This is a genomic window from Archangium primigenium (assembly GCF_016904885.1).
GTDB classification, from domain to species: domain Bacteria; phylum Myxococcota; class Myxococcia; order Myxococcales; family Myxococcaceae; genus Cystobacter; species Cystobacter primigenius.
Genome location: NZ_JADWYI010000001.1, coordinates 6,869,024 through 6,885,208 on the forward strand (window position 1 = coordinate 6,869,024; position 16,185 = coordinate 6,885,208).

General features: G+C 70.8%; 13 protein-coding genes. 8 read left to right on the forward strand and 5 right to left on the reverse strand.

Translation table 11 applies throughout. The features are described from left to right. The first annotated feature begins 64 nt into the window (after positions 1-64). Both I3V78_RS28040 and moaA read left to right on the forward strand, forming a co-directional pair. Complete coding sequence (locus I3V78_RS28040) at positions 65-1,360, forward strand: HD domain-containing phosphohydrolase (RefSeq protein ID WP_204491882.1); 1,296 nt, start codon at positions 65-67, stop codon at positions 1,358-1,360. Positions 1,361-1,443: 83 nt separating this feature from the next. Continuing rightward, positions 1,444-2,439, forward strand: a complete 996-nt coding sequence (gene moaA / locus I3V78_RS28045; protein ID WP_204491884.1) for a GTP 3',8-cyclase MoaA — start codon at positions 1,444-1,446, stop codon at positions 2,437-2,439. 22 nt (positions 2,440-2,461) lie between these two features. Here the strand turns inward: moaA and I3V78_RS28050 are convergent, their stop codons facing one another. The 4 genes from I3V78_RS28050 to I3V78_RS28065 all read right to left on the reverse strand — a co-directional run bounded on the left by I3V78_RS28050 (position 2,462) and on the right by I3V78_RS28065 (position 6,057). Continuing rightward, positions 2,462-2,845 (reverse strand): DUF4870 domain-containing protein, encoded by a 384-nt coding sequence (locus I3V78_RS28050; protein ID WP_204491886.1) that lies wholly within the window; start codon positions 2,843-2,845, stop codon positions 2,462-2,464. Between the two features lie 217 nt (positions 2,846-3,062). After that, the gene (locus I3V78_RS28055; protein WP_204491888.1) at positions 3,063-4,172 is read right to left on the reverse strand and encodes an ATP-binding protein; all 1,110 of its coding nucleotides are present in this window, start codon (positions 4,170-4,172) and stop codon (positions 3,063-3,065) included. Positions 4,173-4,183: 11 nt separating this feature from the next. After that, complete coding sequence (locus I3V78_RS28060; protein ID WP_204491890.1) at positions 4,184-4,891, reverse strand: response regulator; 708 nt, start codon at positions 4,889-4,891, stop codon at positions 4,184-4,186. Next, positions 4,888-6,057, reverse strand: a complete 1,170-nt coding sequence (locus I3V78_RS28065) for a protoglobin domain-containing protein (RefSeq protein WP_204491892.1) — start codon at positions 6,055-6,057, stop codon at positions 4,888-4,890. The genes I3V78_RS28060 and I3V78_RS28065 overlap by 4 nt, the downstream gene beginning before the upstream one ends. 216 nt (positions 6,058-6,273) lie before the next feature. Between I3V78_RS28065 and I3V78_RS28070 the strand changes: the two genes are divergently transcribed. The 4 genes from I3V78_RS28070 to I3V78_RS28085 all read left to right on the forward strand — a co-directional run bounded on the left by I3V78_RS28070 (position 6,274) and on the right by I3V78_RS28085 (position 10,758). After that, the gene (locus I3V78_RS28070; protein WP_204491894.1) at positions 6,274-7,155 is read left to right on the forward strand and encodes a LysR family transcriptional regulator; all 882 of its coding nucleotides are present in this window, start codon (positions 6,274-6,276) and stop codon (positions 7,153-7,155) included. 116 nt (positions 7,156-7,271) lie between these two features. After that, on the forward strand, positions 7,272-7,967 hold the full coding sequence (locus tag I3V78_RS28075) for a pirin family protein (RefSeq protein WP_204491897.1): 696 nt from the start codon (positions 7,272-7,274) through the stop codon (positions 7,965-7,967). A gap of 202 nt (positions 7,968-8,169) precedes the next feature. Then, positions 8,170-8,649, forward strand: a complete 480-nt coding sequence (locus tag I3V78_RS28080) for a hypothetical protein (RefSeq protein WP_204491899.1) — start codon at positions 8,170-8,172, stop codon at positions 8,647-8,649. A gap of 60 nt (positions 8,650-8,709) precedes the next feature. Beyond that, positions 8,710-10,758, forward strand: coding sequence for an ATP-binding protein (locus I3V78_RS28085; RefSeq protein ID WP_239576668.1), 2,049 nt, complete (start codon positions 8,710-8,712; stop codon positions 10,756-10,758). A 7-nt stretch (positions 10,759-10,765) separates the two neighbouring features. Here the strand turns inward: I3V78_RS28085 and I3V78_RS28090 are convergent, their stop codons facing one another. Then, on the reverse strand, positions 10,766-12,298 hold the full coding sequence (locus I3V78_RS28090) for an anthrax toxin-like adenylyl cyclase domain-containing protein (RefSeq protein WP_204491903.1): 1,533 nt from the start codon (positions 12,296-12,298) through the stop codon (positions 10,766-10,768). A gap of 155 nt (positions 12,299-12,453) precedes the next feature. Between I3V78_RS28090 and I3V78_RS28095 the strand changes: the two genes are divergently transcribed. Beyond that, positions 12,454-12,807, forward strand: a complete 354-nt coding sequence (locus I3V78_RS28095; protein ID WP_204491905.1) for a hypothetical protein — start codon at positions 12,454-12,456, stop codon at positions 12,805-12,807. A 138-nt stretch (positions 12,808-12,945) separates the two neighbouring features. Further along, the gene (locus I3V78_RS28100) at positions 12,946-16,134 is read left to right on the forward strand and encodes a bifunctional cytochrome P450/NADPH--P450 reductase (protein ID WP_204491907.1); all 3,189 of its coding nucleotides are present in this window, start codon (positions 12,946-12,948) and stop codon (positions 16,132-16,134) included. The last annotated feature ends 51 nt before the right edge of the window (positions 16,135-16,185 follow it).

A 16,185-nucleotide genomic window follows, 5' to 3' on the forward strand; every position in this document is an offset into this window, starting at 1 on the left:
CAGGAGCGCCGAAATTCCGCCTCGGGTTGGCCATTTGTCGCCCGTTCCTCCTAGAATCCCCTCCGTGGAAGCCATCCCGCCCGTTCCCCCCCGGATCCTCATCGTCGATGATGACGACTCCGTTCGCGACGTCATCTCCGTCCTTCTCAGGGAAGAGGGATACAACTGCGTGGTGGCCAGCGGCGCCGAAATGGCGCTGGACCTCGCGGGGCAGGAAGAGACGCCCCTGGTCATCAGTGACATGAAGATGCCGGGCAAGGACGGCCTGTGGCTGCTCGAGCAGTTGCGCGAGCGCTACCCGGACACCTCGGTCATCATGCTCACCGGCTACGGCGACACCGAGTCCGCCGTGGACTGTCTGCGCCGGGGCGCGGTGGACTACCTGCTCAAGCCACCCAAGCTGACGGACCTCATCCGCGCCATCGAGCGGGCCCTGGCCAAGCGGCGCATCGAGCTGGCGCGCAAGCGCTACCAGAAGAAGCTCGAGCGCAAGGTGCGCGACCGCACCACGGAACTGCGCCACGCGCTCCGGGACATCGCGCACACCTACCAGTCCACGCTGCTGGCGCTCGTGTCCGCCCTGGACGCGCGCGAGCACGAGACGTCGGACCACTCGCTGCGCGTGGTGCGCTACACCTCCGCCATCGCCGAGCGCATGGGCATCAAGGGCCCGGAGCTGGACGAGATCGGCCGGGGTGCGCTCTTGCACGACATCGGGAAGATTGGCGTGCCGGACGCCGTGCTGCTCAAGCCGGGCAAGCTCACGCCCGAGGAGTGGCTGGAGATGCGCAAGCATCCGGACATCGGCTTCCAGATGATCCAGAACATCCCCTTCCTCGCCACGCCCGCGCAGATCGTCCTGTCGCACCAGGAGCGCTGGGACGGCCAGGGCTACCCGCGCAACCTCCGGGGCCAGGAGATCCACATCGGCGCGCGCATCTTCGCCGTGGCCGACACCCTGGACGCCATGACGTGTGACCGGCCCTACCGCAAGGGGACGACCTTCGCCAACGCCATCGCGGAGATCTCCCGGTGCGCGGGCACCCAGTTCGACCGCGAGGTCGTCCGGGCCTTCCTGGACATCGGCGAGCAGGCGCTCGTGAAGCTCAAGGAGGACATGCACAGCCGCAAGCTGACGCTCGTGCAGTCGGAGATGCAGGCGCATGACGCCGAGGCCACGCTCGCCCGGCTCTCCGAGGAGATGGACGACCTGGACCAGACCATTCCCGGCCCGACGGCGCCGGGGCGGGGGCCCGTGTCGGCCCCGCCGGGGGTGCCGGGTGGCGCGCCGGGCGCGACCGGACCAGGCGTGGTGCTGTCCGTGCTGGCGGGCGGACGCCAGGGCAACCCCCGGGACTGATGGTGTCCACCCCCCGGGAGATGGTGCCTCCCGGTGCGAATACGTGCCAACCGGGAAGTCCGCGAGTTAAAGAGCAGATGCCCATGATGCCCTCTTCCGCGCAGGCTCCCGTGATGCCGCCCCTGAAGGACGCCCAGGGCAGGACCATGACGTACCTGCGCCTGTCCGTGACGGACCGGTGCAACTTCCGCTGCACGTACTGCTCGCCGGCGAGCTGGGGTGGCAAGCGGGATCTGCTCGCGCCCGACGAGTTCGAGCGCATCGTCTCCGTGTTCGCGCGCATGGGCATCCGCCGCGTGCGGCTCACCGGGGGCGAGCCCCTCATCCGTCCGGACATCCTCGAGGTGTCGCGGCGGATCGCGGCGGTGCCGGGCATCGGCCACGTGGCCATCACCACCAACGCGAGCCACCTGGCGCGGCTGGCCGTGCCCCTGCGCGAGGCGGGGGTGAGCCAGCTCAACATCAGCCTGGACACGCTGCGCGAGGACACCTTCCGGCGCATCTCCAAGCAGGGCGAGCTGTCCGCGGTGCTCGCGGGCATCGACGCGGCGGCCGCCGCGGGCTTCGCCTCGCTCAAGCTCAACGTCGTCGTCATGCGCGGGATGAACGACGAGGAAGTGCCCCAGCTCATCGCCCACGCGCACGCGCGCGGCATCACCCCCCGGTTCATCGAGCTGATGCCCTTCGGGCAGGGCACACCCGTGCCCACGGCGGAGCTGGTGGAGCGGCTGCGCGCGGGCGGCCTGGCGTTGCACGAGGACCCGGGGCCCCAGGGCCTGGCGGCGGGTCCGGCGCGCTACTGGCGGGCGCCCGGCGGGCTCGTGGGCTTCATCTCGCCGCTCACCCAGAACTTCTGCGGGGGCTGCAACCGCGTGCGCGTGGCGTCCAACGGGGACTTGCGCAGTTGCCTCGGCGGCCGGGCCCAGGCGCCCCTGCACAGCCTCATCCGCGGCGGAGCCACGGACGAGCAGCTCGACCAGGCCATCCGCGCGGCCCTCGGCGACAAGCCGGAGGGCCACCGCTTCACCGAGCCCGGCGCGGGCTCGGCCCTGCTGTCCATGATGGGCATCGGCGGCTGAGCGCACCGCCGAAGGGGTCCGCCTACTTCACGATCCGGATCATCGGCACGGGGTAGCGGTACATCTCGCCGTTGTTGGCCTTGATGCCCCCGATGATGGACAGCACCAGCGTGGCCAGCGCCACCAGGGGCGCGAGGATGACGCCCACGAAGCAGAGGATGGTGATGGCGGCCGCGATGATCGCCACGGTGGCGGTGATCTGGAAGTTGAGCGCCTCCTTGGCCTGCTTCTCCACCCAGGCGGACTCCTTGCCCTTGACGAGCAGCACGATGAGCGGGCCGAGGAACGGCAGCCCGAAGAAGCCCGCGATGATGGCGCTCAAGTGCGCGAGCATTCCCCAGGTCTTCTCGTCCGCCGTGGGCTCCGGAGACCCCGTGATGAACCCCTCGTGCTGCTGCGTTTCCATTCGTCGATTCCCCTGAGTCCTTCTCAACGGGCGCAAGGAGCGCGCCCTCGTGCGCCCATCTTCCGCCAGCCCTGGGACGAATGTCACGTGGTGAGCACATCCCCCGCGCGCGGGAGACCTCGAATGTCGGGTCCATCTCGGCGGTGGACGTCCCCCGCCGTTCCTTTGAACTCCTCGCGCTTGTCGTCGCCGGGCATCGCCGCGCCCGGGGGACGGCTCAGGGCAGCAGCGGCAGGCGCAAGAGGAAGCGCGCGCCTCCCGACGGCGCGTTCACCACCTGCAGCGAGCCGCCGTGCTGCATCACGATGGATTGGACGATGGACAGACCCAGTCCGGAGCCCTCGTCCTTGGTGGTGAAGAACGGCTCGAAGACCCGCTCCTGGATGTCCTGGGGAACCCCCTTGCCCGAGTCCTCCACGCCGATGCAGGCCAGGCCCCCCTCCCGCGCCACCGACAGCCGCACCCAGCCGCCTTCCGGCGAGGCCTCCAGGGCGTTGAGGGTCAGGTGGATGAGCACCTGCCGCAGCCGCTCCTCCTCGCCCCGCAGGGGCGGCAGCGCGGCGCCCCCGTCGCCCTCCAACTCCAGGCGCACGCGGCGCTCGTCGGCCTTGCCCCCGAGGAAGTCCACCACGCGCCGCAAGAGGGCCTTCACCTCCACGGGCTCGGGACGGAAGCCCCGGGGCCGCGCGAACTGGAGGAAGTCCTCGAGCGTGTGGTCCAACCGGCGGATCTCATCGCGCACCAGCAGCAGGGGATCGAGCAACGAGGGCTGTTGCTCCTCGGCCAGCCGCCGCACCCGCCGCTCCAGCACCGACAGTTGCAGCGCCGCGGCGTTGAGGGGATTGCGGATGACGTGCGACAGGCTCGCCGTCATGGAGCCCACCGCGGCGAGCTTCTCGGCCACCTGCGCCCGGCGCGCCAGCTCGCGCTTCTCCCCGTGCAGCCGCACCTGACGCATGGCCTGCTCCAGGGTAAGCAGCAGCTCGCTCGGGGCGCAGGGCTTCATCAGGTAGGCACAGGCGCCCGCGCGCACCGCCGCCACGGCCGTCTCCACCGTGGCGAAGCCCGTGAGCAGCACCACCTCGGCCTCGGGCACCCGGTCCTTGAGCTCCCGCGCCAGCTCCGTGCCCTCTCCGTCCGGCAGCCGCAGGTCCACCAGGGCCACGTCGAAGCCCGCCTCGGCGCGGTCCAGGGCCTCGCGGCAGCTCACCGCGCCGGTGACCCGGTAGCCGGCGTCATCGAGCAGCTCGCGGAGGTTGTCGAGAAAAGCCGCGTTGTCCTCGACGACGAGCACGCGGGGCACGGAATGGGGGGAAGAGGTGCTCATGGGTCCTGCCCTTAACGCGAGTCATGGGCGCGCTCCAGCGCGTCCAGCAAGGCCGGGGTTCCGGCCGGAGCGGAGATGACAATCGGGTCGCACACGAGCGCCCGGACCCGGTCCTCGTCCGGGGGCGGGGTCCACACGAACACGGGCAGGCGCGGCAGGCGCGTGCGCAGCAGGCGCAGGGCATCGCCCTCGGGCCCGCCCGGGGGCCGGGGCTCCACCACCGCCGCGAAGGGCCGCACCTCGGACAGGTGCTCCACCTCGCGGGCCGAGCGCGCGGTGACGGACGAGAAGCCCCGCGCGCGCAGCTCCTCGCTCAGCGAGTCCCCCTGGGACGGGTCGTCCTCGAGCAGCAGCACCACGCCATCCCGGCGGGCGCGCGACAGCAGGCCCATGAGCGGGGCGATGGGCACGGGCTTGGGCAGCACCGCGAGCAGACCCTCCTTGCGCGCCGTCTCCAGCTCCCGCTCGCCGGGGTAGGCGGTGATGACCACCATGGCGAGACCGGGATCCACCCGGCGCAGGTGGTGCACCACCTGGGCGCCCGTCATGCCGGGCATCTTCATGTCCGTGAGCAGCGCGTCGTAGCGCAGCGTGCCCGCGAGCGACACGGCCCGCGCCCCGTCCGTCACCACCGTGGCGTCATCCCCCGCGTCCCGGAGGATCTCCGCCAGGTTCTCCGCGAAGGCCGCGTTGTCGTCGAGCAGCAGGTAGCGCCTCATGCCCCACCGCCGTCCCGGAGACCCGAGGGGAGCGCCAGCCGCAGCACGAAGCGCGCCCCCCCCTCTTGCCGGGGCACGTACTGGATGGTGCCCTCGTGCCGTTCCAAGATGCGCTTGACGAGCGGCAGGCCCAGGCCGATGCCCCGGACCTTGGTGGTCATCAAGGGCTCGAACATGCGGCGGCGGATGGGCTCGCTCACGCCCGGGCCCGAGTCCTCCAACACCAGCTCCACCGCCCCCTGCTCGGCCGAGGCGGTGAGCACCACCGTGCCCACCTCTCCCACCGCCTGGATGGCGTTCTCCAACAGGTTGACGAACGCCTGGCGCATCTGTCCCGGGTCGCCCCGCAGCGTGGGCAGCCCCTCCAGCCCCGTGGCGGACAGGGTCACCCCCGCCGGCACGTGCACCGACGTGAGCGCGTCCGCCCACACCGCGTCGAGCCGCAGGGACTCGCGCTTGAGCGGCTTGTCGCGAATCATGTCCAGCAGGTCCGAGATGATGCGGTTGGCCAGCGTCACCTGCTCGCCGATGCGCGTGAGGTGCTTGGCGGCGCGCTCCTCGGTGGCCATCGGCCGGCCCTTGAGGATGAAGAGCGAGGTCTCGATGACGCCCAGGGGGTTGCGCAGCTCGTGGCCGATCGTCCCCACGAGCTGCCCGAAGGTGCTCAGCCGCTCGTGACGCGCCTGCTGGGCGAGCAGATCCTCCCGGTAGGTGTGCAGCATGATAGCCAGCTCCAGGTCGAGCACCTTCTGCAACGCCACCCGGGCCAGCCGCGCCGCTTCCGCCGTCCAGGACGGGTACTCGTCGATGACGCGGTTGAACTCCTGGCGCAGCACGCTCATCGCGCCGAACATGTAGTGCTGGGGCAGCGCGATGCGCACGTGCATGCGGCCGATGCGGCAGCGCAGCAGGAAGTACTCCTCGTCCCAGGGGCCCTGGAGCAGCTGCTCCATCCAGGCCTGGAGCGCCACCTTGAGGTGGCCCACCTGCCGCTCCCCCGCCAGGGACTGGCTGGCCTGGGGATGCGCCAGGATGCGCGCGTAGAACACCTCGGCGATGGCGGCGAACCGGGGGGAGGCGATGTGGTGCAGACCCTGGAGTCGCCGTCCATCCGTCGGCTCGAAGCCCACGTATCGCTTCAGCTCCTCGAACAAGGTTTCCGCCATGGTCAGCGGTCTTCTTATCGCGGCCCGAGAACGGGAACCAACCGCATCGCGACGGCGGCCCGCGCTCCCGTCCGCACGTCTGTCATCCACTCCACGTGCGCGGGGCTCGCGGGCGGGACCCGCGCCCGTGTCCTCGGGGTCTCCCGGGAGATCCGATCTTCTCGCCCCCGCGCGCCCGCCTGGGTGAGGATGCGGCCGGAAGGAAGGGACACGGACATGGATCTCAACGAGCTGCTTGTCTTCGCCAAGGTGGTCCAGGCCGGGAGCTTCACCTCGGCGGCCAAGGCCCTGCGCATGCCCAAGTCCACGGTCAGCCGCAAGGTGTCCGAGCTCGAGGAGCGGGTGGGCGCCCAGTTGCTGCGGCGCACGACGCGCCAGTTGCGCCTCACGGACGTGGGCCAGGCCTACTACGAGCACTGCGCGCGCATCGTGGCCGAGGCCGAGGCCGCGGAGCAGGCCGTCACCCGGATGCAGGCCGCGCCCCACGGGCTCCTGCGCGTGACGGCGCCCTTGACCTTCGGGGTGCTCGGGCCGCTCGTGGGGGCCTTCCTGCAGAAACACCCGGAGGTGCAACTGGAGATGGTGTGCACGGACCGCACGGTGAACCTGGTGGAGGAGGGCTTCGACGTGGCGGTGCGCGCCGGGCGGCTGGCGGACTCCTCGCTGCTCGCGCGCAAGCTGGGCACCATCGAGCACATCGTGGTCGCCGCGCCCGAGTACCTCCAGGCCCACGGTCAGCCCCGCACCCCCAAGGAGCTGGAGAAGCACGACGGGCTCGTGTTCGGCACGACCTGCGAGAGCCAGATCTGGACCCTGCGCTCCGGAGGACGCACGGTCGAGGTGCCCATCCGGGCCCGGATGGCCGTGAACGAGCCCGACATGCTCCGAGGCCTGGCGCTGGCGGGCGCGGGCATCGCCCTGCTGCCGCACGTGCACAACCGCGCGGACCTGGCGGCCCGGCGGCTCGTGCACCTGCTGCCGGACTGGTGCTCCGCCGAGTCGCCCGTGCACGCCGTCTACCCGAGCACCCGACACCACTCCCCCAAGGTCATGGCCTTCGTGGACTTCCTGCGCGAGCACTGGCCCACGTCCGGGTGAGCGGGCGCGCGTCGCATGGGGGGCACGTCCCATGGATGGAACAATGTGTCCCGTCGTCCGTGGCTGGCGCGAGGCCCTCGCGCCCCCCACTATGAGAGGCGAAGGAGACACACGTCATGCTGACTCTCAGGAACTCGAACGCCCGCGGCCATGCGAACCATGGATGGTTGGACTCCCACCACACCTTCTCGTTCTCGGACTACTACGATCCGGCGTTCATGGGCTTTCGCTCGCTGCGCGTCATCAACGAGGACCGGGTCGCCGGACGCGCCGGCTTCGGCACCCACCCCCACCGGGACATGGAGATCATCACCTACGTGCTCTCCGGACAGCTCGAGCACCGCGACAGCATGGGCTCGCGGGGCGTGCTGCGCGCCGGCGAGATGCAGCGGATGACGGCCGGCACGGGCGTGCTGCACAGCGAGATGAATGGCTCGGACGAGGAGGCGCACTTCCTCCAGATCTGGGTGCTCCCCGAGCGCCAGGGACTCGCGCCGGACTACGAGCAGAAGTTCTTCCCGCCCGAGGAGCGCCAGGGCGGCTTCCGGCTCGTGGTGTCGCCCCAGGGGCAACAGGGCTCCTTGAAGGTGAACCAGGACCTGCGGCTGTACAGCACGCTCCTGGGCCAGGGCCAGAAGGCCACGCACACGCTGGCCCCCGGCCGTCACGCCTGGCTGCAGGTGGCGCGCGGCGCGGGCACGCTCAACGGTCTGGCCGTGAAGGCCGGGGACGGCGTGGCCGTGTCCGAGGAGTCGGCGCTGGAGCTCGTGGCCCACGAGCCCCTGGAGGTCCTGCTCTTCGATCTGGCCTGAGCGCCTGAACACGGGGCGTGTCCAGTGACGCCCCGTCTTGTCCTACACGACCCACCGATCGAGCCCAGGCGGCCCCCGGCCCGTCGGCTCCTCGGTGGGCGGCCCGGACTTTTCACAAAAAGACGTTTTCGCTGGGATCTATCCCTTCGGCCCGGACGGAGCCTAGGATTCCAGGGGCAACCACACTGACTGGGGGTCGCCCTTGCCATACGTCGCTCTGGAGTGGGATCACAAGATCGGGCAGCCGATGATCAGCTGGCTGGTGGTGGAGTGCGCGGGAGTCTCGGAGAAGTGTGGCGGCCCGATCGCGCTATCGCCCCGGCGGGACATCGCCTACTTCGTGGACTCCAAGACGGCCGAGCGGGATGCCCACGCCTTCGCCGCCTACAAGAACGCCCAGGCCGAGACCCCCGCGCTCGAGCCCCAGTCCACGTCCACCGCCGACCTGCGCTGGCACATGCCCTACGCCTGGGATCACCAGATCTTCAGCCCGCTCTTGCGCTGGGGCGTGCTGGAGTGGAACGGCCAGAGCGGCAAGCCGGGCCCCCGGCCGGACGTGGCCTACTTCCTGGACGCCGAGACGGCCGAGAACGACGCGCGGTGGTTCAGCCGCGAGCGGGACCAGTGGCTCGCCCAGCGCACGGCGGCCCCCGCCCTGGCCCTCACACGCCGTGCCGGTTGAGCCCACCCCCTCCTCGCTCGACCTCCCGGCCGGGATGAAGCTTCGCGGAAGATGAACAACATGCACGTCACGCTCCTGGGCGTCCCGGATGTGGTGAGTGAAGAGCTGGAGCGGGCGCTCCAAGCGGAGGCGCTCGCCGTCGAGTGCCGCCGGGTGCCCCTGCAGCGCCACGCGCTCCCGCAGGTGGTGCCGCCTGGACTGGTGGTGCTGTGGGATCCGGGCGATGCGCTGGAGGCGATGCGCTGCACCTGTCAGCGCCTGGCCTCGCTCGGCTCGCTGTCCCGCACGTGCCTGGTGGTCCTCACGGACCGGGACGAGACCGGGCGCGAGGCGCTGCTGCTCTCGGGCGCCAGCGAGTGCATCGGCCCCGAGGGGGAGCGCTGGTCGCCCCAGCTGCTGGAGATCACCCGGCGCATGGGCGTGCCCGTGCGCTCGGGCGTGTCCTCGGGCCCGGTGGGCTCCTCGCGCGTCCCCCCCGAGCGGGCGCTGCAGACGCTGCTGGCGGCCACCACGGCCGACCTCGGCCACGACTTCTTCCGCACCCTGGTGAAGCAGCTGGCCGAGGCGTTCCGCGTCACCTGCACCATGGTGGGCGAGATGAACGCCGGCCAGGACTCCATCCACACCCTCGCGTTCTGGAGCCAGGGCTCCTTCCAGGAGAACGTCACCTATCCGCTGCGCGGCACGCCTTGTTACAACGCCGTCGCCTGCTCCATCTGCCACTACGCCGATGACGTGAGCCAGCACTTCCCCGAGGACCTCATGCTCACGGACATGGGGCTGCGCGGCTACCTGGGCGCCGCGCTGCGCAGCGCCAAGGGCGAGGTCATCGGGGTGCTGGCCATCCTGCACGAGCAGCAGTTGGAGGCCGGCGAGCTGGACTTCTCGCTGCTCGGGGCCTTCGCGGCCCGCGCAGGCGCGGAGCTCGAGCGCATCCGGGCCCACGCCGAGCTGGAGCGCACGCGCGACTTCCTGCGCAACACCCTGGACGCCTTGCCGGATCCGCTCTTCGTTCGCGATCGCGCCCACCGGTGGGTGATGGTGAACGCCGCCTTCCGCGAGCTCATGGGCCAGCCCTCCGAGGAGCTCCTGGGCCGCAGCACCACCGACTTCCTGCCCTCGCGCGAGGCCCAGACCTACTGGCTCCAGGACGAGCACGCCCTGGCCTCGGGCCTGCCGGACGAGAGCGAGCTGAGCTTCACGGATCACGCCGGCCTGCCGCGCACCCTGCTCACCCGGCGCGCCGTCTTCCCGGGCGCCGACGGCAAGCCCGCCCTCGTCTCCGTCATCCGCGACCTCACCGAGCGCAAGCGCCTGGAGACGCAGCTGCGGCTGGCGGATCGCATGGCGTCCATGGGCACGCTGGCCGCCGGGGTCGCGCACGAGATCAACAACCCCCTGGCCTACATCAGCTCCAACCTGTCCTTCCTGGGCGAGCAGTTGTCGCGCGCGGAGCTGTCGCCCGAGGCCCTGACGGAGCTGAGCGAGGTGGTGGCGGAGACCCAGGAGGGCGCCGGCCGCGTGCGCTCCATCGTCCAGGATCTCAAGACCTTCGCCCGCCCGGACGAGGAGCTCCGGGGGCCCGTCAACGTCCACCAGGTCATCGACGGGGCCTTGCGCCTGGTGCGCAACGAGCTGCTGCGCCAGAACACCCAGGTGGAACGGACGCTCGACCCGGTGCCCGCGGTGCTGGGCAACGAGTCGCGCCTGGGCCAGGTGCTGGTGAACCTGCTCGTCAACGCGCTGCAGGCCTTCCCCGAGCGGCGCGCCACGGCCAACCGCATCCGCATCGCCGCCCGGCGCGTGGGCGCCCGGCAGGTGGTGCTGGAGATCGAGGACAACGGCTCGGGGATGAGTCCGGAGGTGATGCAGCGCATCTTCGATCCCTTCTTCACCACCAAGCCCGTGGGCGTGGGCACGGGCCTGGGTCTGGCCATCTGCCACACCATCATCCAGTCCATGGGCGGGCAGATCGACGTGCACAGCACCCCGGGCAAGGGCACCACCTTCCTGCTGTCCCTGTCCGTCTACCAGGAAGACGAGGACGAGGAAGGCCCGGTCCAGATCGCCCAGGACCCCACGTCCTCGCGTCCGCGCATCTACGGGTGAGAAGGGGCTAGGGGAAGGGCTTGAAGGGGCGACTCGTCAGCGGCGGATCCTCGCCGGGCTCATGGGGGCGGTGCTCCTTGTTCACGCCCTTGAGCATCAGCACCGCGCGGTTCTTCTTCGTCTTGTCCCAGTCCGCGCCGAAGGGAACCTTCGTGTTCCGGTCGAAGATCTGGGGCTCGTCGCCCGGTGCCGGGGGCAGGCTCGCGCCGAGGGCCTGGACCAGGGCGGGGTTCTGCTCCATCCAGCCCTCCACGGTCTCCAGATTGGACTCGCCGCCCCGGAACACGGCCTGCACCACCTTGTTCTGCAGCTCCATGAGGGCGTCGAGCTGACCCTCGGGCGTGTAGGCGTACCAGGCGCCGAAGTACTCCTCGGGATCGAGCGGCGCGGCCCTGTCCTTGAGCGCCGCCTTGAAGTCCCGCCGCAGCTTGCTCATCGCGGCGCGTGCATTGAAGTGCTGGGCCTCGGCGGTGGGATCTCCTCGGACCTTGCTCTCGTGCTTCCCCGAGACATTCCGATCCAGGAGGTTGTCGAAGTAGGCGGCGTTGAGCGGGACCAGGTACAGGCTCCGGGCCAGCTGCGCCAGGATCTCGGGCGCCCCACGCTTCTGCGGGGCGCCCGCCTTGCTGGGGTCCGTGACGATCATCTCGAAGTGGCCCGAGGGGGTGAACATGGCCAGCTTCTCGTCGATGGGCTGGGTGAAGCCGTAGTTCTGCTGCTCCGCGCCGTGCTGGAACACGGGGCTGTCGGCCCGGTCACACGCCCGGTTGAGCTCCCCGAGCAGCCAGGTGGTGAAGAGCGTGGCCGCCGAGGCATCGTGCTCGTCCTCGACCCGCAGCACCTGCGTGTGCAGCTTCCACCAGCTCGCGTGCGGCGCCACCATCCACAGATCGTAGTCGCCCGTCACCGGGGTGGGCTTGTCCGCCACCTTGTAGCCCCAGACCCAGAGGTCATGCGCGACGTTGCTCGTGTCCACCCACTTGATGTCCCACGTGTTCGCCTGGCCCGGCACGGCCCAGAAGGTGCCATTCCAGACGGAGGAGCCCTGCTTCTTGGGGCGCCGCTTGGCGACCAGGGTCACGGGCACCTGGGACGACAAGGGCATCCGCGTGGCGCCCTTGTCCAACCACAAATCCGTGTCCGCGTCCTGGATCAGCGTGTTGAGCAGGTCGGTGGACAGGGACAGCCGGACATGCAGCGCCGCGCCATGGGCCTCGTTGCCCTTGACCTCGGTGGGATTCGGCTGCGGCGGCCAGGTCTCGCCGTCCTTGCCCAGGTTCTTGTTCCACGCCGGGTCCACGGGAACGGCGCCCGCCATGGGGCCCCAGTTCGAGGACTTGTGGTGGACGTCCATGCTCTTGGTCGCGAAGCCCGCCTTGATCAAACGCGTGGAGGCCGCCTCGGTGGGGCGCACGAAGAGAAAGAGATTGCGCTCCATGCACACCTTGGCGACGGCCTCGATGTGCTTGACGCAGATCCCCGAGGGGCCCTCGAACTGCTGGGCACGTCGCTGGATGTCGAACAGGGTTCGGTTGCGCATCCAGGAATTGTGACCCTGGACCCGAGCGCGTGACAGGTCCTCCCATGTTTCCCTCCGGGAGGGGACTTCGAAAATCCCCCCCCGCTCGCCGACGCCCCCGGCTGGAGTAGACCAGCGTACGCTCTCCCCTCCGCTCCTCTTCCCACCGGCCATCCATGCACGCCCCCACCGTCCACGAACCCAGTCCGGAGCTCCTGCCCAACCTCACGACCAGCCAGCGGGTCAACTACCCGGTCTTCGGCGACTCGCCCGTCTTCAAGTGTCCGCACTGCCAGGCCGTCACGGTCTTCGATGTGAGTGAGTTCGACGAGCCCCCCCGGGACTTCCCCGAGCTCGCCGCCTTCGACAAGGCGAGCCGCACGCTGCGCGCCCGGGGGTGTGGCTTCCGGGACTTCGACTGCGAGGGCTGCGGCCGCGCGGTGCGTGTGGTCTACGGCATCTTCGAGTTCGTGATGTCGTCGTATGTATTCATCCCGGAGCAGGTATTGATCGGCGCCCCCCGGCGCTGACCCGCCATTGATAGACCGATAAACCCCCGCGCCTTCCCTTGTCCGGGCGCGAGGCCTTGACGCTCTTGCCCTCGGCGCTTATAGCGCTATCAGCACTTATTGCCCCATAAGCGCTGTATCCGAACCGGGAGAGCACCCATGGCGACCCTCGTCCCCATTCCGCAGCCGCGTCCCCGCCCGCTGTTGGGCAACCTGCCCGACGTGGACCCCGACCTGTCGATCCTGAGCTTCATGGATCTGGCGCGGATCCACGGGCCCATCTTCCGGTTGGAGATGGCGGGCCGCTCGCTCATCGTCGTGGGCTCGCAGGCGCTGGTGAACGAGGTCTGCGACGAGAAGCGCTTCGGCAAGGTCATCCACTCCTCGCTGCGGGAGCTGCGCGCCATCGGGGGGGACGGCTTGTTCACGGCCCACACCGAGGAGCCCAACTGGGGCAAGGCCCACCGCATCCTCATGCCCGCGTTCGGGCCGCTCGGGGTGCGTGAGATGTTCGCGCCGATGCTGGACGTGGCCGAGCAGATGCTGCTGCGCTGGGAGCGCTTCGGCGCGGGCACGGTGCTCGACGTGCCGGACCAGATGACGCGGCTCACGCTGGACACCATCGCGCTGTGCGCCTTCGACTACCGCTTCAACAGCTTCTACCAGAACGAGATGCACCCGTTCGTCGACGCCATGGTGGACGGCCTCAAGGAGGCGGGAGCGCGCACGCGCCGTCCGGGCGTGGCCAACCGGATGCTGCTGTTGAGCGCCCGGCGCTACGAGGAGGACATCCGGCTGATGCACGGGGTGGCCGACCAGCTCATCGCGGAGCGGCGGAGGGATCCGGCCGCGGGCCCGAAGAACGATCTGCTTGGCCGCATGCTCTCCGCGCGGGATCCCGTCACCGGCGAGACGCTGTCCGACGAGAACATCCGCTACCAGATGGTGACCTTCCTCATCGCGGGTCACGAGACGACGAGCGGCCTGCTCTCCTTCGCGCTCCACCTGTTGCTCAAGAACCCCCGGGTGCTGCACGCCGCGCGCGCGCGCGTCGACGAGGTGCTCGGCACGGACACGCCCCGGCTGGATCACCTGGCCTCGCTGCGCTACGTGGAGCAGATCCTCATGGAGACCCTGCGCCTGTGGCCCACCGCGCCGGGCTTCGCGGTGCACCCGCATGAGGACACCGTCCTCGGGGGCCGCTACGCCGTCACGGCCCAGGACACGGTGATGATCTTCCCGCCCACCCTGCACCGGGATCCCACGGTGTGGGGAGCGGACGCGGAGGCGTTCCGGCCCGAGCGCTTCGACCGCGACGCGGAGGCCCGGCTGCCGCCCAACGCCTGGAAGCCCTTCGGCAACGGCCAGCGCGCCTGCATCGGCCGTCCCTTCGCCATGCAGGAGGCCCAGCTCGTCCTGTCGATGATCCTCCAGCGCTTCGACCTGTTCGAGGACGACCCCTCCTACACGCTCAAGATCAAGCAGGCGCTCACCATCAAGCCGGACGGCTTCCGCATCCGCGTGCGGCGGCGGGAGCCGACCGCGCTCAAGTCCCGGAGCGCCCCGCCCGCCACGCCGCGCGCGCCGCCCCGGCCCGAGTCCTCGCCCCTCCCGGCGCGCACCGAGGGCCCCCGCACGCGCTTGCTCGTGCTCTACGGCTCGAACACGGGCTCGGCGCAGGCGTTCGCGCAGCGCATCGGCAACGACGCGCCCGCGCGGGGCTATGCCGTGGAGGTCGCGCCCATGGACGACCACGCGGGCCGGCTGCCGACCGAGGGCGCCGTCCTCGTGCTCACCGCCTCGTACGAAGGCCAGCCCCCCGACAACGCCCGCCAGTTCGTCGCCGCGCTGGAGGCGGCCCCCGCCGGGGCGTTCGCGGGCGTGAAGTACGCCGTCTTCGGCTGCGGCAACCGGCAATGGGCGCGCACCTACCAGGCCATTCCCCTCAAGGTGGACGGCCTGCTGGAGGCGGCGGGGGCGCACCGGCTCAAGCCGCGCGGCGAGGCGGATGCCTCCGAGGACTTCTTCGGCGCCTTCGACGCGTGGTACGCGACGCTGTGGCACGAGCTCGGCGCCGTCCTCGGCACGGACAGCGCCGGAGCGTCCGCGGCCACCCCGCTCCAGGTCGAGGTGGTGCGCGAGGGCCGCTCGGCGATCCTGCGGCAGGAGGACCTGGGCGCGGGCCAGCTCGTGGAGAACCGGGAGCTGGTGGACATGGCCGCCCCCCAGGCCCGCTCCAAGCGGCACTTGGAGCTCGAGCTGCCCGAGGGGATGACCTACCGGGCGGGCGACTACCTCGCGGTCCTGCCGAGGAACCCGGGCGTGAACGTCGAGCGGGCGATGCGCCGCTTCGGCTTCGCCCCGGACGCCCAGGTCATCGTGCACAAGGAAGGCGCCCACCTGACGGCGCTGCCCACCGGCTACCCCATCGCCGTGAGCGAGCTGCTCGCCAGCTACGTGGAGCTCGGACAGCCGGCCACCCGGGCCCAGGTGGAGACGCTCGCCAAGGCCACCCGGTGCCCCCCGGAGAAGCTGCCCCTGGAGGCGCTGGCCCGGGAGGAGTCCTACCGGCGCGAGGTGCTCGACAAGCGCGTGAGCGTGTTGGAGCTGCTCGAGCGCTTCCCCGCGTGTGCGCTGTCCTTCGCCGGCTTCCTGGAGATGCTGCCGCCGCTCAAGGCCCGGCAGTACTCCATCGCCTCCTCGCCGCTGTGGAACCCGACCCGCTGCGCGCTCACGGTCGCCGTCGTCGATGCGCCCGCCTACTCGGGCCAGGGCCGCTACCTCGGCGTGACGTCCAACTACCTCGCCGCCCTGGCGCCCCCGGCCCGCGTGTCCGTGGCGGTGCGGCCCAGCCAGCCCCGCTTCCATCCCCCGGAGGATCCCCAGGTCCCCCTGGTGCTGATCTGCGCGGGCACTGGCATCGCCCCCTTCCGGGGATTCCTCCAGGAGCGGGCCCTCCAGGCCCGGGAGGGGCGGCGCGTCGGCCCGGCCCTGCTCTTCTTCGGCTGCGACCATCCGGAGGCGGACTTCCTCTACCGCGAGGAGCTGGAGGCCTGGCAGCTCGCCGGGGTCGTGGACGTGCGGCCGGCCTTCACCCTCGCGCCGGAGGGCGAGGTGACGTTCGTCCAGCACCGCGTCTGGAAGGACCGCGCGGACGTGGCCGAGCTGTTCCGGCGAGGCGCCACGGTGTACGTCTGCGGGGACGGGCGGCGCATGGCACCCGCGGTGCGCGAGACCCTGGTCCGCATCTACGCGGAGGCCACCGGGGCGACGCGGGAGGAGGCCGAGCGCTGGGCCCTGCAGGTGGAGCGCGAGCACGGCCGCTTCGTGGCGGATGTCTTCGCCTAGGCCCGGGCGGGCCCCAGTCGCACTTGGAGAAGGACGAACGCGCCGGGACCG